Origin of the sequence: Chryseobacterium viscerum (genome assembly GCF_002899945.2) — a bacterium.
Lineage (GTDB): Bacteria > Bacteroidota > Bacteroidia > Flavobacteriales > Weeksellaceae > Chryseobacterium > Chryseobacterium viscerum.
The window spans coordinates 112929-129664 of the sequence record NZ_PPEG02000007.1; the positions used below are offsets into that span (position 1 = coordinate 112929).

General features: G+C 38.1%; 14 protein-coding genes. 11 read left to right on the forward strand and 3 right to left on the reverse strand.

The window, feature by feature from the left end; translation table 11 throughout:
• The first annotated feature begins 137 nt into the window (after positions 1 to 137).
• The 8 genes from queG (at position 138) to C1634_RS17070 (ending at position 9625) form a co-directional block, all read left to right on the forward strand.
• Positions 138 to 1076: a tRNA epoxyqueuosine(34) reductase QueG gene (gene queG, locus C1634_RS17035; protein ID WP_109738807.1), complete on the forward strand. Its 939-nt coding sequence runs from the start codon at positions 138 to 140 to the stop codon at positions 1074 to 1076.
• Positions 1077 to 1434: 358 nt separating this feature from the next.
• Positions 1435 to 2118 (forward strand): TIGR02117 family protein, encoded by a 684-nt coding sequence (locus tag C1634_RS17040; RefSeq protein ID WP_109738808.1) that lies wholly within the window; start codon positions 1435 to 1437, stop codon positions 2116 to 2118.
• A 2-nt stretch (positions 2119 to 2120) separates the two neighbouring features.
• Positions 2121 to 2768 (forward strand): murein L,D-transpeptidase catalytic domain-containing protein, encoded by a 648-nt coding sequence (locus tag C1634_RS17045; RefSeq protein ID WP_103232114.1) that lies wholly within the window; start codon positions 2121 to 2123, stop codon positions 2766 to 2768.
• Between the two features lie 51 nt (positions 2769 to 2819).
• Positions 2820 to 3272 (forward strand): SRPBCC family protein, encoded by a 453-nt coding sequence (locus C1634_RS17050; protein WP_103232113.1) that lies wholly within the window; start codon positions 2820 to 2822, stop codon positions 3270 to 3272.
• A gap of 288 nt (positions 3273 to 3560) precedes the next feature.
• Positions 3561 to 3893: a hypothetical protein gene (locus tag C1634_RS17055; protein WP_103232112.1), complete on the forward strand. Its 333-nt coding sequence runs from the start codon at positions 3561 to 3563 to the stop codon at positions 3891 to 3893.
• Between the two features lie 60 nt (positions 3894 to 3953).
• On the forward strand, positions 3954 to 5042 hold the full coding sequence (locus C1634_RS17060; RefSeq protein WP_109738809.1) for an efflux RND transporter periplasmic adaptor subunit: 1089 nt from the start codon (positions 3954 to 3956) through the stop codon (positions 5040 to 5042).
• 28 nt (positions 5043 to 5070) lie between these two features.
• Positions 5071 to 8193, forward strand: a complete 3123-nt coding sequence (locus tag C1634_RS17065) for an efflux RND transporter permease subunit (protein ID WP_103232110.1) — start codon at positions 5071 to 5073, stop codon at positions 8191 to 8193.
• A complete protein-coding gene (locus C1634_RS17070) occupies positions 8174 to 9625 on the forward strand; it encodes a TolC family protein (protein WP_103232109.1) in 1452 nt (483 codons plus the stop codon). Before C1634_RS17065 ends, C1634_RS17070 begins: the two co-directional genes overlap by 20 nt.
• Before the next feature lie 204 nt (positions 9626 to 9829).
• On the opposite strand, the gene C1634_RS17075 is transcribed toward C1634_RS17070, so the two are convergent.
• The gene (locus C1634_RS17075) at positions 9830 to 10252 is read right to left on the reverse strand and encodes a cold shock domain-containing protein (protein ID WP_109738810.1); all 423 of its coding nucleotides are present in this window, start codon (positions 10250 to 10252) and stop codon (positions 9830 to 9832) included.
• A 721-nt stretch (positions 10253 to 10973) separates the two neighbouring features.
• Here C1634_RS17075 and C1634_RS17080 point away from each other — a divergent pair.
• Positions 10974 to 11729 (forward strand): SDR family oxidoreductase, encoded by a 756-nt coding sequence (locus C1634_RS17080; RefSeq protein WP_103232107.1) that lies wholly within the window; start codon positions 10974 to 10976, stop codon positions 11727 to 11729.
• A gap of 79 nt (positions 11730 to 11808) precedes the next feature.
• Here C1634_RS17080 and lgt read toward each other — a convergent pair whose 3' ends face one another.
• Positions 11809 to 12645 carry a prolipoprotein diacylglyceryl transferase gene (gene lgt, locus C1634_RS17085; RefSeq protein WP_103232106.1) on the reverse strand — a complete coding sequence of 279 codons (837 nt, stop codon included), beginning with the start codon at positions 12643 to 12645 and terminating at the stop codon, positions 11809 to 11811.
• Positions 12646 to 12764: 119 nt separating this feature from the next.
• Entirely contained in the window at positions 12765 to 13769 is a 1005-nt protein-coding gene (locus tag C1634_RS17090; protein WP_103232105.1) for a LacI family DNA-binding transcriptional regulator, read from the reverse strand.
• Between the two features lie 163 nt (positions 13770 to 13932).
• Between C1634_RS17090 and C1634_RS17095 the strand changes: the two genes are divergently transcribed.
• On the forward strand, positions 13933 to 15369 hold the full coding sequence (locus C1634_RS17095) for a mannitol dehydrogenase family protein (protein ID WP_103232104.1): 1437 nt from the start codon (positions 13933 to 13935) through the stop codon (positions 15367 to 15369).
• A gap of 7 nt (positions 15370 to 15376) precedes the next feature.
• Entirely contained in the window at positions 15377 to 16723 is a 1347-nt protein-coding gene (locus C1634_RS17100; protein ID WP_103232103.1) for an MFS transporter, read from the forward strand.
• Positions 16724 to 16736 lie beyond the last annotated feature (13 nt).

Below are 16736 nucleotides of genomic sequence, written 5' to 3' on the forward strand. Positions count from 1 at the left end.
TTACGCAATTTTTTTTTGAAAAAAATCCTAATTAAAACATAAATTTTCGGAAACCCAATAGTATGGAGGGTGAAGAAGAGATTGATAACTGAATCAGAAGATTGATAAAATAATCTTAATTTTGCATTGTGAAATTTATGAATGCCGGCGCTGAAAAATATTCTCAACTGATAAAATCCAAGGCAAAAAGTTTTGGGTTCCAGAGTTGTGGCATTTCCAAAACAGATTTTCTCGAGGAAGATGCTCCCCATCTTGAAAAATGGCTGAAGAATAATTATAACGGCGAAATGAAGTACATGGAAAATCATTTTGACAAAAGACTTGATCCCAGGCTTTTGGTGGAGGGCTCCAAGTCTGTTATTTCACTTTCTTATAATTACTTTCCCGAAGAAAAAATTTCAATATTAGAGAATTATAAGATCTCAAAATATGCCTATGCAGAAGATTACCATGAAGTAATCAAAGAGATACTCCGTGAGATGGTAGCTGAGCTACAGGAAGAAATAGGAGAATTTGGATTTCGTGTTTTTGTAGACTCTGCACCGGTTATGGAAAGAAGCTGGGCCCGGAAATCCGGGCTGGGCTGGGTAGGAAAAAATGCCAACCTGATTACCAGACAAAATGGATCTTTTTATTTTCTTGCCGAAATTATCTGTGACCTTGAGCTCATACCGGATCATGCGACTACAGATCATTGCGGAACATGCAGGAAATGTATTGATGCCTGTCCTACAGATGCTATTGTTTCTGAAAAAATTATTGACGGGAGTCGTTGTATTTCTTATGCAACCATAGAACTGAAAGAAGAGATTCCGGATTATTTTAAAGATAAAATGGAAGACTGGATGTTCGGTTGTGATATCTGCCAGGACGTATGTCCCTGGAACCGTTTCTCAGCACCCAATAAACAAAGCCGTTTCAAGCCCAATGAAAGTTTGAAGAACTTCAAAAAAGGAGAATGGAAAGAACTTACCCAGGAAATTTTCTCTGAGATCTTCAGAAAATCTCCCGTAAAACGTACCAAATTTGCAGGGCTGAAGAGAAATATTGAGTTTCTGCAAAGGTCTTCTGATTGATTTTTCCCTGAACTTTCGGTGACAATTCCCCCTTTGGAATTTTTTGAAGTTCCAAACCAGAGCTGATAGTCGACCATTCCTTAAATTTTATGCTTTAAGGAAGTAAAGATTTACAACAGTAAATTTCTTGAAAAACTTTTCCTATAAAGAAAAATTGATTCTCAGGAGATCAGAATCTCACCGAAAATCAACGTTTTTTTTGTACTCTTTTAGGAGCTGTTTTTACTCTTACTTTAAATCTTTTTTGGGATTTGATATTTTTACGCATATTTGTGAATATTTCGTAACTAAATATAGCCTTTTTTTCGATTAAAACAAATACTTTTACGGAAAATTATAGATTAAATTTTATTAAAACATGACTGTGAAAACGATATTATTGTATCTCCTGAAAGTGATAGGAATTATTTTGGGAATTGTAGTTATTTATGTAATCCTGGGGCTTCTTATTCCCTATATTCCGGTTTCGGCTAAAGATGATGGAGAGAAGAAAGAAATTCCAATCTATATTTATACCAACGGAGTACATACCGACATCGTAATGCCCGTGAAAAACGATTTGCAGGACTGGAGTCAGAAAATTCCATTTGCCAATATAAAATCCAAAAAGACAGATTATCAATATATCGGAATAGGATGGGGCGACAAAGGTTTTTATCTTGATACTCCGACGTGGGCTGACCTGAAATTTTCAACAGCCGTGAAAGCTGCATTCTGGCTAAGCGATTCTGCCATGCACTGTACTTATTATAATACGATGAAAGAAGGTGATGACTGTAAAATGATCATGATCAGCAGAAACCAGTATCAGAATTTAGTAAAATTTGTAGAAGATAAATTTGACAGAGACCAAAACGGAAACTTTATGCTGATCCCTACAAATGCTGTATACAGTGATAATGATGCCTTTTACGATGCTAAAGGAACCTACAGCTTTCTTTACACTTGCAATACATGGTCAAATAATGCTTTAAAAGCTGCCGGACAAAAAGCTGCACTTTGGACTCCTACTGATTTCGGAATTTTTCAGCACTATAAATAAGAATGAAGAAAATAGGCCTTTTGTTTATCGTTTTTTGGATTTGTTCCTGCTCTCAGGAGAAAAAAGACAATATAAGAAACATCATTGAGCCTGCCATCGTTGCAGAAAAGAAACCTGAAGTAGAGCTTTCCAAGCTGAAAATAAAAGCGGAAGAAGCCTTGAAGTTCTGTACTTCAAAGAATCTTAACCGTGACTTTTGTATTCTGATTGATATGAGCCTTCATTCCGGAATTAAGCGTTTTTTTGTTTGGGATTTTAAAAATAATAAGATATCAAAAGAATATCTCGTAGGACATGGTTGTGGCTCCAATTCCTGGAGTAAAGATAATTCTAAAGCAAATCCGGGATTCAGTAACGAAGATGGAAGCCACCTTTCATCTCTGGGAAAATATAAATTGGAAGGAAGAGGGTATAGTGACTGGGGAATCAATATAAAATACCTGATGCACGGCCTTGAAGAAACCAACAGCAATGCGTTAAAAAGATTTATTGTCTTTCATTCCTGGAATATGATGAGTGATACTGAAGTATTTCCCAAAGGTTCACCCGAAGGCTGGGGATGTCCTACCGTTTCCAATAATGCAATGAAAGAAATTGATCCGATGATTCAGAAGTCCGGAAAACCTGTACTGATGTGGATCTATAATTAAATCTTTGTCATACATTTGTTTCATAATCATTATATAAATTGATTTCATCCTATGAAACATACGCTTTTCCGTGAACAGCAGCTCAACTGTGATATAGAAACCGCCTGGAAATTCTTTTCTTCAGCCAATAACCTTTCTGAAATTACTCCGAAAGACATGGGCTTTATTGTATTGACGGAAATGGAAGATGATGAAATTTATGAAGGAATGATCATCGATTATTACGTTTCTCCCTTATTCGGAATTAAAATGAAATGGCAGACTGAGATTATCCACGTTGACTTTCAGAAAAGTTTCATCGATTTCCAGAAAAAAGGCCCGTACAAATTGTGGAATCATCATCATGAATTTATTCCCAACGAAGAAGGTGTTCTGATGAGAGATACGATAGATTATGAACTTCCAATGGGATTTTTAGGCGAAATTGCACATCGCGTTTTCATCAGAAAAAAACTGGAACATATCTTCGATTACCGTTTCAGAGTCCTCAGTAGGTTGTTTTAATAATTCAATAGAAACGGTCTTTAGCCCGTTTAAAAACGATAACCAAAATTCTATTGGCTTTAGCCAAAACTTTTAACGATTCTAGTTAGATACCTTCGGGATAACAGAATGCATCAATAGACTTCGCATTCTCTTTGTCATTCCGGAGGAATCCAAATGCCAATGGGTAGAATTATTCATCCATTCTTTAAGTTTTTTTAACAGTTCAACGGCCTGAATTCCCAGTAAAAATCGCTATTTTTGCAGGATTATCGTTTTTTACTGAAAAACTAATGTGTTCTGATTGACATGGCAGGTCTGAGGTCATTTTTCTTATTTTATATTATACTGGTTTTTACCCTTTTCAATTCGAATTGGGCAGAAAAATCGCTGCATAATATTCCTCATATTCCTCCTGTAAATAACATTCATGTTCTGGATGTTTACGAAGAAGCAGACATGAATACGCATGCGTTGCCTTCTGTTTCCAAAATTGTAAAACAATTAGCCAGAAAAAGCGAAAATTCAACTTCGGATTTTTCAGGGATTTTAAAAGTGATCCCGAAAATTACTCTTCCGAAGATTGCTCTATCTACTATTTGCGGAGTTAAGTCCTTTCTCCATCTCCTCCAGTTGTACTAAGTTTAAGTTTCTGAAAACCAAATCATTTTAACGGAAATCTTATAACTTAAACATTTATAAATGTATTTTAAAAACGTAATAATTTGCATTCTTGCAACATTATTCGCTGTGTCATGCAGTAAAGACAAGGAAAAAAACAGTCCAAAAGAAAAAGAAGTTCCCGTACTGGAAATCAAAGAAAAAGATACATTGGTGAGCAACCAGTTTGTCACCGATATCCAGGCTAAAAAGAATGTTGAAATGCGATCCAGAATCGGAGGCATTATACAGCATATTTATGTGAACGAGGGACAATTTGTACATCAGGGGCAGGCTTTATTTAAAATCAATGACGCCGAGCTGCAGATGGAACTTTTGAAGGCAAATGCGGCATTAAAGCAGACCGAAGCAGACGTACGTATTGCAGAAGTAGAACTGAAGCAGATTCAGAGTCTTCATGCTAAAAAATTTGTAGCCAATAATGAACTGGAACTGGTGAAGGCAAAGCTGTCTTCGGCGAAAGCAAAACATGCCTTTGCTGATGCCGAAAAACAAACCGTCCTCCAGAAAATAAACTTTACGAGAATTACAGCACCTTTTGATGGGGTCATTGACGTGATTCCTCTTAAGGACGGAAGTTTAGTGGAAAATGGAACGCTATTGACTACACTGTCTCAATTGAACGAAGTCTATGCCTACTTCTCGATTCCTGAAAATTTATATTTTGAGCTTTTGGCTGATGATAAGATTGGCAGTCATCAAAAGATCGAACTTACGCTGCCTAACGGAGTCAATTATCAGTTCAACGGAGCTTTAAAAACCGCCGAAGGGGAAATCGACAGGACGACAGGTTCTATTCGTTATAAAGTGCTTTTCCCGAATCCGGACCGTCTGATCAAGCACGGTACTTCCGGGAAGCTTATTATTTCCGAACATCAGGCTAATGCGATCCTTATTCCACAAAAATCGACTTTCTCTATCCAGGATAAGACCTACGCTTTTACAGTGGATAAGCAGAATAAAGTGAAAATGACCAACATTAAGATCGGAGCCACACTGAGAGATTCTTATATCGTGGAAAGCGGTCTTAAAAAAGGGGATTTAATCATTTATGAAGGAACTCAGTCTTTAAAGGATGGTGATATTATCAAAATCAAAAAGAAGTATTAACCTTTCATAATCTTTAAATCAATTTACTATGGTAGAAATGTTTATAAGACGAAAGGTTCTTTCGTTGGTTATTTCCATATTATTTGTTCTGCTGGGAATTATGGCGCTGCTGAAGATGCCCATTACGCAGTTTCCGGATATCGTACCGCCGTCAGTAACCGTTACGGCAAAATATACCGGTGCCAATGCTGAAGTATCTGCCAATGCTGTAGCCCTTCCTCTGGAACGCGCCATCAATGGTGTGCCTGGGATGACGTATATGTCTACAGTAACATCGAATGACGGTCTTACCCTTATTCAGGTTTTCTTTGAAGTAGGAGTAGATCCTGATGTAGCAGCGGTAAACGTTCAGAACAGAGTGACAACAATCCTTGATGAGCTTCCCGAAGAGGTAATCAGGGCCGGAGTTACCACTGAAAAAGAGGTAAACAGCATGCTGATGTACCTGAACATCACGAGTACAGATCCGAGCCAGGATGAGCAGTTCATCTATAACTTTACAGATATTAATGTCCTTCAGGAGCTAAAACGTATTGATGGAGTAGGACGTGCTGAGATCATGGGCCAGAAAGAGTACTCGATGAGAGTATGGCTGGATCCGCAGAAAATGGCGGCTTACAATATTTCGGCAGATGAAGTGATTGCTTCGCTGCAAAAACAGAATATTTCGGCAGCACCCGGAAAAGTAGGAGAAACATCCGGAAAAACTTCCAGCCAGCTTCAATATGTAATCAAATATAAAGGGAAGTTTTTTGAGCCTAAGCAATACGAGGAAATTCCCATCAGATCTGATGTTGACGGAACGATCTTAAAACTGAAGGATATTGCTAAAGTAGAATTCGGAGCAATGAACTACGGAATGGTTTCCAAAACAGACGGAAGACCTTCTGCATCCATCATGATGAAGCAGCGCCCCGGTTCCAATGCTTCTGAAGTAATTGAAAGCGTAAAAGCAAAAATGGACGAATTGAAAGTCACTTCCTTCCCTCCCGGAATGGAGTACAATATGGCTTATGATGTCTCCCGATTCCTGGATGCTTCCATCAGTGCAGTGCTCACTACCCTTATTGAAGCCTTTATTCTGGTAGGAATCGTAGTGTTTATCTTCCTTCAGGACTGGCGCTCCACATTGATTCCTGTACTGGCAGTTCCGGTAGCATTGGTAGGAACGTTTGCTTTCATGAATATGCTGGATTTCTCAGTAAACCTTCTGACTCTTTTTGCCCTGGTTCTCGCCATCGGAATTGTCGTCGATAATGCGATTGTCGTCGTTGAAGCCGTCCATGTTAAAATGGAAGAAGGCATGAATGCAATGGATGCAACCATCACTGCCACTAAAGAAATTGCAGGAGCGGTAGTGGCTATTACCATCGTAATGTCTGCCGTATTTATTCCTGTAGCGTTTCTTGATGGCCCGGTGGGAGTATTCTACCGTCAGTTTTCATTAACGCTGGCCATCAGTATTGTAATTTCAGGAGTGAATGCATTGACGCTTACTCCGGCGCTTTGTGCGATTATTTTAAAACCTCATAATCATCAGAAGAAGAAAACAATCATCGACAGGGCTTTCCAGAGTTTCAATACAGGATTTGAAAGACTGACTAATGGGTATGTAGGTATTTTATCAAAATTTGCGACAAGAACTACGGTTACTTTTGGGCTGTTGTTTTTATTTGTCGGACTTACTTTTGTGACCAGTAAATTCCTGCCAACAGGGTTTATTCCAATGGAAGACCAGGGAATGGTGTATGTAAGTGTAACCACTCCACAGGGGGCAACGGTAGAAAGAACAGAGAAAGTGCTGGATGAAGTGACAGGTATTGCGAAGAAAATTAAAGGAGTAGAAAACGTGACCACGCTGGCCGGCTACAGCATTGTAACGGAAATCGCAGGTTCATCTTATGGAATGGCAATGATCAACCTTAAAGACTGGAAAGAAAGAGATATTTCAGTGAACGATCTGATTGCAGACCTTTCAGAAAAAACAAAAAGTATTGCAGATGCCCAGATTGAGATCTTTGCACCGCCAACGGTTCCCGGATTTGGAAATACCAGTGGTTTTGAACTGCGTTTATTGGACAGAACCGGAGGAACCATCGAGAATACAGATAAAATCACCAAGAATTTTGTTAAAAAACTGAATGAGGCTCCTGAGCTGCAGAACAGTTTTACCAGTTTTGATGCTACTTTCCCGCAGTATATGATCAATGTAGATTACGATATGGCAGCGAAGAAAGGAGTCTCGGTAGACAACGCAATGTCTACATTACAGACCATGCTGGGATCGTATTATGCCACCAATTTTATTCGTTTCAGTCAGATGTATAAAGTGATGGTACAGGCAAGCCCTGAGCACAGAGATACCCCTGAAAGTATTCTGAATTTATATTTAAAGAATGACAAAGGGGAAATGGTTCCGTTTTCAACATTCATCACCATTGAAAAAGTGTACGGACCTGAAGTACTGACGAGGTACAATATGTATATGTCTGCCATGATCAACGGAGAACCTGCTGACGGTTACAGTTCCGGAGATGCTATTGCAGCTGTAGAGCGTGTAGCCAAAGAGATCCTTCCGAGAGGATTCGATATTGAATGGTCGGGGATGACCAGAGAAGAGATTTTATCAGGAAATCAGACCGTTTATATCTTCCTGATCTGTCTTCTATTCGTGTATCTTTTATTAGCAGCACAATACGAGAGTTTCCTTCTTCCGATGCCTGTATTATTAAGCCTTCCGATGGGAATTTTCGGTTCTTATATCGCACTGGTGCTGGCAGGGCTGGATAATAATATTTATGCACAGGTGGCATTGGTCATGTTGATTGGTCTTCTCGCCAAAAATGCTATTCTGATTGTAGAATTTGCGGTGGCAAGAAACAAACAGGGATTTGATATCATTTCGTCAGCGATTGAAGGAGCAAGACAGCGTCTTCGACCGATTCTGATGACCTCTTTCGCATTCGTAGCAGGACTTATTCCGTTGTGTATTGCATCAGGAGCTGGTGCAATTGGTAACCGTTCTATTGGTACAGCTGCTGCAGGAGGAATGCTGATTGGGACTATCTTCGGATTAGTTGTGATTCCGGGACTGTATATATTCTTTGCAAAACTTGAAAATAAGAAGAAAAATGAAAAGATTAAATCATAGATATATAGTGTATGGGATTGCATCGCTGAGCCTTGTTTCATGTGCTGTTCCCAAGGTAACAGCGTTGAAAAAAGCTCAGGAATTCCCTGATGAAATCATCAAAACGGATAAAAATAAAAACCTGGATGAATTCCAGCAGATCAATCTGAAGGCATATTTTACAGACCCACATCTGCTAGAACTTTTTGATAAAGTGGTTCAGGCTAATCCGGATTTCCAGATTGCACAGCAGAGAGTAGAAATTGCCAACAGTTTCCTTCAAAGATCAAAAATGGATTTGCTGCCTTCCCTTGAAGTAGGAGTAGAAACTTCAGGTAACCGATACGGTAAATATACGATGGAAGGTGTTGGGAACTATGATACCAATCTTTCACCTAATATTACAGAAAACCAGAAAATCAACAGAGATTTTACGCCTAATTACTGGCTGGGAGCAAGAAGCAGCTGGGAAATTGACGCCTGGGGCAAACTGAAAAATAAAAAGATAGCTGCCCAGAAGAAATTTCTGGCTTCAACAGAAGGGCTGAGATTATTACAGGTAGAGCTTTTCACGGATATTGCAAACCTGTATTATCAGTTGGTAGCCTTAGACAATCGTCTTGCTATTTATCAGAAGAATTATAAGCTTCAGCAAAGAGCTTTTGAGATTGTTCTGGCGCAACGCGAAGTGGGAAAAGCTACGGAATTGGCAGTACAGCAGTTCAAGGCTCAAAATAACAACTGGCTCGCAGAGATTGAGCACATAAGAGTGGAAATCGTTACGGTAGAACAGGCGATCACTACACTCACAGGAAGCTACGGTGGGGATGTGAAACGCGGGAAGCTACTGATGCCTACTAATATGGAAGTTCTAAATAAAACCATTAATGTAGAAAATGTGATACACTCCAGACCGGATGTAGCCGCAAATTATTATGTGTTGGAAGCTTCTCAGGCTGATGCAAAGGCTGCAAGAGCTGCTTTTTATCCTAAAATTGACCTTGGTGCCGGCTTTGGAATGAATTCTTTTTCTATAGAAACATTCTTCAAACCAAGTTCACTGGCAGGGCAGTTGTTGGGAGGATTAATGGTTCCTGTTTTCAATAAAGGACAGCTGAAATATGAATTTAAGGTAGCAAGCACGGAACAGGAGATTGCTTTTTTAAATTATCAGAAAAGTATTACAACTGCTTTTAACGAACTTCAGTCTATTTTGAAACAGACGAAGATCTATGAACGTGTTTTGAAACTGAAATCAGAAGAAGTAGGTTTTCTTGACCGCGGGGTGGAGGTTTCCAATGATCTGTATCTGACAGGATACGCCAATTATTTTGAGCTGATCAACTCTCAAAAGAGCAAACTTACTGCTGAATTGGATCTATTACAGTTCCAGCATCAGAATACCAGAAATAACGTCCTTCTGTTTAAAGCACTGGGAGGGAAACTGGATTAATTTTTTTTTACTTTTTTTTACGATGAAAGAAGCTGTCTTTTTAGATGGCTTCTTTTATTTTACCTCTTACATGGTAATCAGGTTCTGTATCTTTTAGGAATGGGTAAGGTATATCAACAAAAAAGAGACTGCCTTTTGGACAGTCTCTTTCTATGTTTCTTAAAATAAACCTGCTTGATAAGCAGAATCATTTAGATGTAAATATTATTTAACAATCTGGATTTCAACAGCTGAAAATCCTTTAGGAGACTTCTCTTTTTCGAAAGATACTTTGTTTCCTTTTTTTACCGGTTCCACACAGTTGTTGTTGTGGAAGAAGATATTTTCTTTGCTATTGTCTTCAGTGATGAAGCCATACCCTTTTTCACTAAGGAAAGTAACAATTCCAGTTTTTCTTGGATCTTCCTCAATAATAGGAGCTGCCCCCAATTGAATATCATCAAGGTTTACTTCCTGTCTTTGTTCAGGTGGAGTAGAAGTTAATCTTCCGAATTCATCTACATACATGAAGACATCCTCCGCTCCTTTGTTGTTGTTCGTCTTACGATCTTCGCGTCTTAGCGCCTTTTCTTTTTGCTTTTGAATTTTTTTCTTGAAATTTTCCTTTTTAGAAAAAGAATCTGCCATAAATTATTTTTAGTATTTAGTTTCTATAAATTAATTGGTTCAATCTGGTCCGTTGTAGACCTTATAAAGCCTGCCGATGTTTCCTGTTTTGGAGTTTTCCAATCATACAGAGCTTACAATTCCGACAAGTATTTGTTCTTAATAGAAAAATAAAAGTTAAAAATATGACTGCTCAGAAAGCAAAGACTGAATAAAAATATTCAGGTCGTTACAGAAAACAAAGTGATGACTTAGTTAATAATGTACAAATATACAACAATAAAATGAATAATCAGGTTTTAAATGATTGATTATCAGAAATGGTTTTGTAGTACGTTTTACGCTCTGAGCGTAAGACCATAAAAAAAATGGAGCCAGCGTATAAAAAAATCCCCAGAAACCTGAGGATTATAAAAAAATATATTAAAAATGAAGTGGTGGTGCGTGATACGGGGGGAAGGTATCAAATGTTATGCCTAAAATTGAGGTGTGATTGGGAATTATATCCTTGTGTTTAATAAAAAAGAAATATCTTAAGCCGTATCTGTTTGGTAAATAGTCCTCTATTGAAAAAATACTGTTTACTTAAAAATATAAATGTTTTTTGTTTCAATTTATAGATGTGAAGTAAAAATAAGGTCCCTATCTATTTTTGATTTTAATGGAATTCCCGAAAATTTCACCATGTTGAGATGATTTTTATTATCCATCTTTGTCTCATAAACATTTAAAAATAAGAAGAATGTCAACACAAAATGTAAAAGGAAAAGTAGTTTTGATCGCCGGAGGAGGTAAAAATCTGGGAGGATTATTAAGCAGAGGTTTTGCTGCAAAAGGAGCAAAACTGGCAATACATTATAACAGCGAAAGCTCTAAGGCAGAAAGTGAAAAAACACTTGCTGAGGTACAGGCATTAGGTGCAGAAGCATTTTTGTTTCAGGGAGACCTTACCAAAGTAGATAATATCACGAAGTTCTTTGATGAAACAATTTCCCGTTTCGGAGGCGTGGATATTGCCATCAATACAGTAGGAATGGTATTGAAAAAGCCATTTGCAGAGACTACAGAAGAAGAATATGACACGATGTTCAATGTCAATTCAAAATCTGCTTACTTCTTTTTGCAGGAAGCTGGTAAAAAACTGAATGATCAAGGGAAAATTTGTACGATTGTTACTTCATTGCTGGCAGCCTATACCGGCTTATATTCCACTTACGCAGGAGCCAAAGCTCCGGTAGAGCATTTTACAAGAGCTGCTTCCAAAGAATTTGGAGCAAGAGGAATTTCTGTGACTGCAGTAGCGCCAGGCCCAATGGATACCCCTTTCTTCTATGGTCAGGAAAGTGCTGATGCAGTAGCTTATCATAAATCAGCATCAGCATTGGGTGGGCTTACAAATATCAAAGATATTGCTCCGCTGATAGAATTCCTGGTAACAGACGGATGGTGGATTACAGGGCAGACGATCTTTGCCAATGGAGGATATACAACCAGATAATATATTGAAAGATATAGTAAAAAGAAACTCACTGAAAATAGCTTTCAGTGAGTTTTTTATTTTTAAATGGATAAGAAAATTAAGTGGTTTTAACCTTTCTTTTTTCCAATATACTCTTGATAATAAAGAATAATCCAAGAAGAACAAAAGGAATGCTGAGAAGCTGGCCCATATTCAGGCTCATTCCGTGTTCGAATTCTACCTGATCTACTTTGATGAATTCAATCAGGATTCTCATGATGAAGATTAATAAAATACTAATACCGAAATAAAACCCTCTTCCGATTTTGAAAATATTTTTCTTATAAATAAAGTAAATAATGAAGAAGATAACAGCATAAGAAATGGCTTCATAGAGTTGTGCAGGATGTCTCGGAAGATCATCCACCTGACGAAATACAAATGCCCATGGAACATCTGTAGGAATTCCTATAATTTCAGAATTCATAAGGTTCGCCAGCCTGATAAAAGTACCAGCCAAAGGAAGTACAATGGCTATCGCATCCAATACCGTCATGAACGGGATAGAAAATTTTCTCGCATACAAGAGAAGCATAATGACCAATCCGATACCACCACCGTGGCTGGCAAGTCCTGCAAAACCGGTAAAATGATAGATTCCATCTGCTCCTTTCTGAATGGGTAAAAATATCTCAATCGGATGCTGGGAGTAATAATCGAAATCATAAAAAAGACAATGCCCCAACCTGGCTCCCACCAGAATTCCTATAAGCGCATAGGAGAACAAAGCCTCGTGTGCCTGCGAACTAAGCCCTTCTTTTTTATAAATTCTTTTTAAAATATTTAATGATAAAACAAGTCCGGCAAGGAAAAGCAAGCCGTAATATTTTATAGGAAGTCCTAAAATATTGACGATTTCGGGATTAACGTCCCAGTTGATATATAATAAATTCATTGCTGCAAAGATAAGAAAATAGGATTTTCTGAACAGGATGGTACAACCGAAGGATTTTGTTGTTTGATTTATAGTGTGTTGTGAATGTTTTCTTGTTTTTTCTCGTAGTGAAATATAAACTAAGTAGAAGCCCTGTAAATCAATTCTGCATCCATCAGAATAGCTTGGCTTGAGGCTGTACTGTTTTTGATTTTGTCCAATGCCAGTTTTGCAGCTTCTTCACCCATTTTTTCCAATGGCTGCTGTACGCTGGTCAGCTGAGGATATACCATAGATGACAACTCGGTTCCCGAAAAGCTGGCTATAGCTACTTCCTCAGGTATTCTTACTTTTTGTTCAAGAAGAAAATTCATCGCTCCCATGGCTAGGGTATCACTAAAAGCAAAAATACTGTCAAACTCTATATTCTTATTTAATAGCTGCTTAACTGCTTTTTTTCCATGTTCGAAAGTCATTCCATCCGTGTGAATAATCAGATTTTCGTCAAAAATATTGTACTTCATGAGAATACGCTTATAACCGTTTACTCTTTCTACAGCATTTCGGATCGTGGAAGGCCCCATAATGTGGACAATTCTTTTTCTTCCTGTCTTGATCAAGTATTCCACCATCAATGAAGCTTTAATAGAATCATCAATAATTACCTTCGATACATCAAGAGACTTGTGAGGAATTCTGTCAAAGAATATTAAAGGAGTTCCTTGGTCCATAATGTTTTGATAAAGATCATTATTGTGGGTTTCATGACAGAGATTAATAATAATGGCATCCACATTAAATTCTTCCATAAGCTGAAGGTTTTTCCTTTCTATAAGAGGGTCTTCATCAGATTGGGTGATAATAATACGGTACCCGAGGGGGTACAGAATATTCTGAATTCCTTTCAAAACACTCGAGGAAAAAGGAGTAATCATTTCCGGTACCACAAACCCTATTGTCCGGGATTGTCCGGATTGTAAATTCAAAGCTGTAAGGTTCGGTTTATAGCCCAATTTTTCCGCAGCATCCAATACCCTTTTTCTTGTTTCTTCATTCACATTTTTATCATGAAGCAGCGCTCTGGAGATGGTAGAGGTAGATAATGACAAAAATTTGGACAGATCTTTAATCGTAATACGTCTCATCAGCCTTGTTTTTTGGCTAAAAATAATAAAAAAATAGTCAATTGGGAACGTTCCCTGATTTTTGGGAACGTTCCCAATTTGAATTTTGTAAAAAAAGTATCCTGTTAATCATTTGTTAATATAGTTTTAACGAATTGGTTAATATGATAACAATTTTATGTTTATGAGTATGATTTATTACAATTATGATGTATCGAAAATCCGCACAGGAATTTTACACATCGGAGTAGGGAACTTTCACAGAGCTCACCAGCAGTTTTATACCAATATGCTGCTCAATGAAGAAGGGCAGGGAGATTGGGGAATTTGTGGAGTATGTCTGCTGCCGTCAGATGAAAAAATCGTAAAGAATTTAAGAGCTCAGAATCTTCAATATTCTCTTACTGTTTGCGGCAGAAATGGAAAAGATGAGGTTTATAAAATAGGTTCTTTAAAGGAGCTGATCTGGGGAATAGAAGATCCGGAGGCTGTAATCGCAAAAATAGCAGACCCTTCTATTAAAATCATCACATTGACAATTACAGAAGGAGGTTATAATCTTGATAAAGAGACCGGAGAATTTATATTGGGTGATGAAAAAATCCAGCATGATCTGAAGAATCCTTCCCACCCCGAAACTGTTTTTGGTTTTGTTGCAGAAGGATTGCGCCAGAGAAAAACACAAAGTGGAGCTGCATTGACTCTCCTTTCATGTGATAATCTTCAGCATAACGGAAATACAGCAAAAAGAGCTTTTACGTCATTTATAGAAGCGCAGGATGCAGAACTGGCAGCATGGGTAAAGGAAAATATAACCTTCCCAAATAGTATGGTAGATCGTATTACACCCGCAACAACTCCGGAAGATATTGAAAGGTTAAATAAGTTGAATGGAACAGATGATCGAGCTCCTGTATATTGTGAAGACTTTACACAGTGGGTGATAGAAGACAACTTTGTCGCAGGACGACCGGCATGGGAAAAGGTAGGCGTAGAATTCACGAATGATGTAACCGCATTTGAAAATATGAAACTAAGCCTGCTGAATGCTTCCCATACACTATTATCGTATCCGGCATTTTTAATGGGCTATCGTAAAGTAGATCAGGCGATGGAAGATGAAAATCTTGTAAAATTCATCAGAGATTTTATGGATACAGACATTACGCCTTTTGTTCCTGCCCCAGAAAATACAGACCTGGAAAAATATAAACAAACGCTGATCGAAAGATTTGCCAATCACAGTGTAAGTGATCAGGTAAGCCGTTTGTGCTTCGATGGGATTTCAAAATTTCCGGTATATATTATTCCTAATCTTGACAACATGATAAAAGGAGCGAAAGATCTTACCAGACCAGCTTTTCTTATCGCTTCCTACAGACATTATCTTAAATATAAAACAGATGATCAGGGAAATACTTTTGAAACAGCAGAACCCTGGATTACAGAGACCGACAAGAAGCTTATTGCCAGTGAAAATCCACAGGACTTCCTGGAATTGTCAGCTTTTAAAGGAGTTCAGTTAAAAACCTCTGAACAGTTCATAAAATTATACAACAGTTTTGTAGAAGACATAAAAAACTCAGGAACCGCCTCGGTTTTACAATCAATCATAAAATAACTAGGCCATGCAGATCAATCCAGGTATAACCTCTTCAGACAATAATACAAACAATCCTATACTGCCGTTTGCAATCATTACGTTTATCTATTTTATTGTAGGTTTTCTGACTACAGTGAATGAACAGCTGCAGGCACCTCTGAAATTTACTTTTCTGAGCCATGCAGGCAGTCTTAAAAACACATTTACTACTTTGATTTCCTTTTTCTTCTTTTTAGGATATCTTCTGAATGGAACACTGGGAAGCAGATGGGTAAATGCCTTTGGATATAAAAATGCCATTTTACGCGGGCTTTTCTTTATGATTTCCGGTCTTTTCATGTATCTGTGTTCATCATGGGTTGGGGATCATTATCCCGATCTGAAATTCAGTGTAAAAGATGCCGTTATTCCTGTTGGATTTATCGTTTTTGTTATCGGTTCTTATTTAATGGGGACCTCAGCAGCCATCATTCAGGTGGTTGTAAATCCTTATGCAGCTTCATACGAACTGAAAGGGACACAGCCGGTACAGCGCCTCAATATTCTGACAGCGATCAATTCTATAGGAACTACTTCTGCACCTTTTTTTGTCACGGTGGTCATGTTCAGCGGAATTTCCATTGAAAACATAGAAATCAGACAGTTGCTGCTTCCGCTTTCTGTACTCATCATCTGTATACTTACCGTGATGATCATTACTAAAAAACTCAACCTTCCTGATCTTGCTCATACACGGGTTGTAGGAGAGGAAAAGCTAGACAGGAGCGTCTGGTCATTCAGGCATTTTGCATTAGGAGTGGTGGCTATCTTTTTTTATGTAGGAACCGAAGTTGCCATAGGCGCTAATATTAATCTGTATGCTTTTGAATTGGTAGATTCTGGTCATCCTATTACATTTTTCGGAAAAACAGATATCATTGTAGGAGGAATGGATCTGGGAATTCATGCCCTATTATCTACCCTGTATTGGGGAGGTTTTCTTGTAGGAAGAGCAGTATCCAGTTTCTTCAGTAATATTTCTGCAAGAAATCAGTTGATAACCACCACAATACTGGCCACAGTGCTTGCGGTAACTTCTATGGTTACTCAAAATCTATGGTTTCTTGTAGCAATCGGTCTCCTGCATTCATCCATGTGGAGCTGTATTTACACGCTTTCCATCAAAGGATTGAACAAGTACACTTCAAAAGCATCCGGTATTTTTATTTCTGCCGTATTTGGCGGAGCGGTATTTACCCTTATTCAGGGAGGTTTAGCAGATATTTTAGGCTCATGGAGATGGACGTGGTGGCTTACGGTAATTTGTGAATTACTGATGTTGACTTACGCGTTGTTTGGATCGCGTATAAGAGAAAAAGACCTCATTCACTAATCATATATTTTTC

What these genes read in the sequence shown, in the direction of transcription:
- queG (WP_109738807.1), top strand. Translation starts at nt 138, where the DNA reads ATGAATGCCGGCGCTGAAAAATATTCTCAACTGATAAAATCCAAGGCA.
- C1634_RS17040 (WP_109738808.1), top strand. Translation starts at nt 1,435, where the DNA reads ATGACTGTGAAAACGATATTATTGTATCTCCTGAAAGTGATAGGAATT.
- C1634_RS17045 (WP_103232114.1), top strand. Translation starts at nt 2,121, where the DNA reads ATGAAGAAAATAGGCCTTTTGTTTATCGTTTTTTGGATTTGTTCCTGC.
- C1634_RS17050 (WP_103232113.1), top strand. Translation starts at nt 2,820, where the DNA reads ATGAAACATACGCTTTTCCGTGAACAGCAGCTCAACTGTGATATAGAA.
- C1634_RS17055 (WP_103232112.1), top strand. Translation starts at nt 3,561, where the DNA reads ATGGCAGGTCTGAGGTCATTTTTCTTATTTTATATTATACTGGTTTTT.
- C1634_RS17060 (WP_109738809.1), top strand. Translation starts at nt 3,954, where the DNA reads ATGTATTTTAAAAACGTAATAATTTGCATTCTTGCAACATTATTCGCT.
- C1634_RS17065 (WP_103232110.1), top strand. Translation starts at nt 5,071, where the DNA reads ATGGTAGAAATGTTTATAAGACGAAAGGTTCTTTCGTTGGTTATTTCC.
- C1634_RS17070 (WP_103232109.1), top strand. Translation starts at nt 8,174, where the DNA reads ATGAAAAGATTAAATCATAGATATATAGTGTATGGGATTGCATCGCTG.
- C1634_RS17075 (WP_109738810.1), bottom strand. Translation starts at nt 10,252, where the DNA reads ATGGCAGATTCTTTTTCTAAAAAGGAAAATTTCAAGAAAAAAATTCAA.
- C1634_RS17080 (WP_103232107.1), top strand. Translation starts at nt 10,974, where the DNA reads ATGTCAACACAAAATGTAAAAGGAAAAGTAGTTTTGATCGCCGGAGGA.
- lgt (WP_103232106.1), bottom strand. Translation starts at nt 12,645, where the DNA reads ATGAATTTATTATATATCAACTGGGACGTTAATCCCGAAATCGTCAAT.
- C1634_RS17090 (WP_103232105.1), bottom strand. Translation starts at nt 13,769, where the DNA reads ATGAGACGTATTACGATTAAAGATCTGTCCAAATTTTTGTCATTATCT.
- C1634_RS17095 (WP_103232104.1), top strand. Translation starts at nt 13,933, where the DNA reads ATGAGTATGATTTATTACAATTATGATGTATCGAAAATCCGCACAGGA.
- C1634_RS17100 (WP_103232103.1), top strand. Translation starts at nt 15,377, where the DNA reads ATGCAGATCAATCCAGGTATAACCTCTTCAGACAATAATACAAACAAT.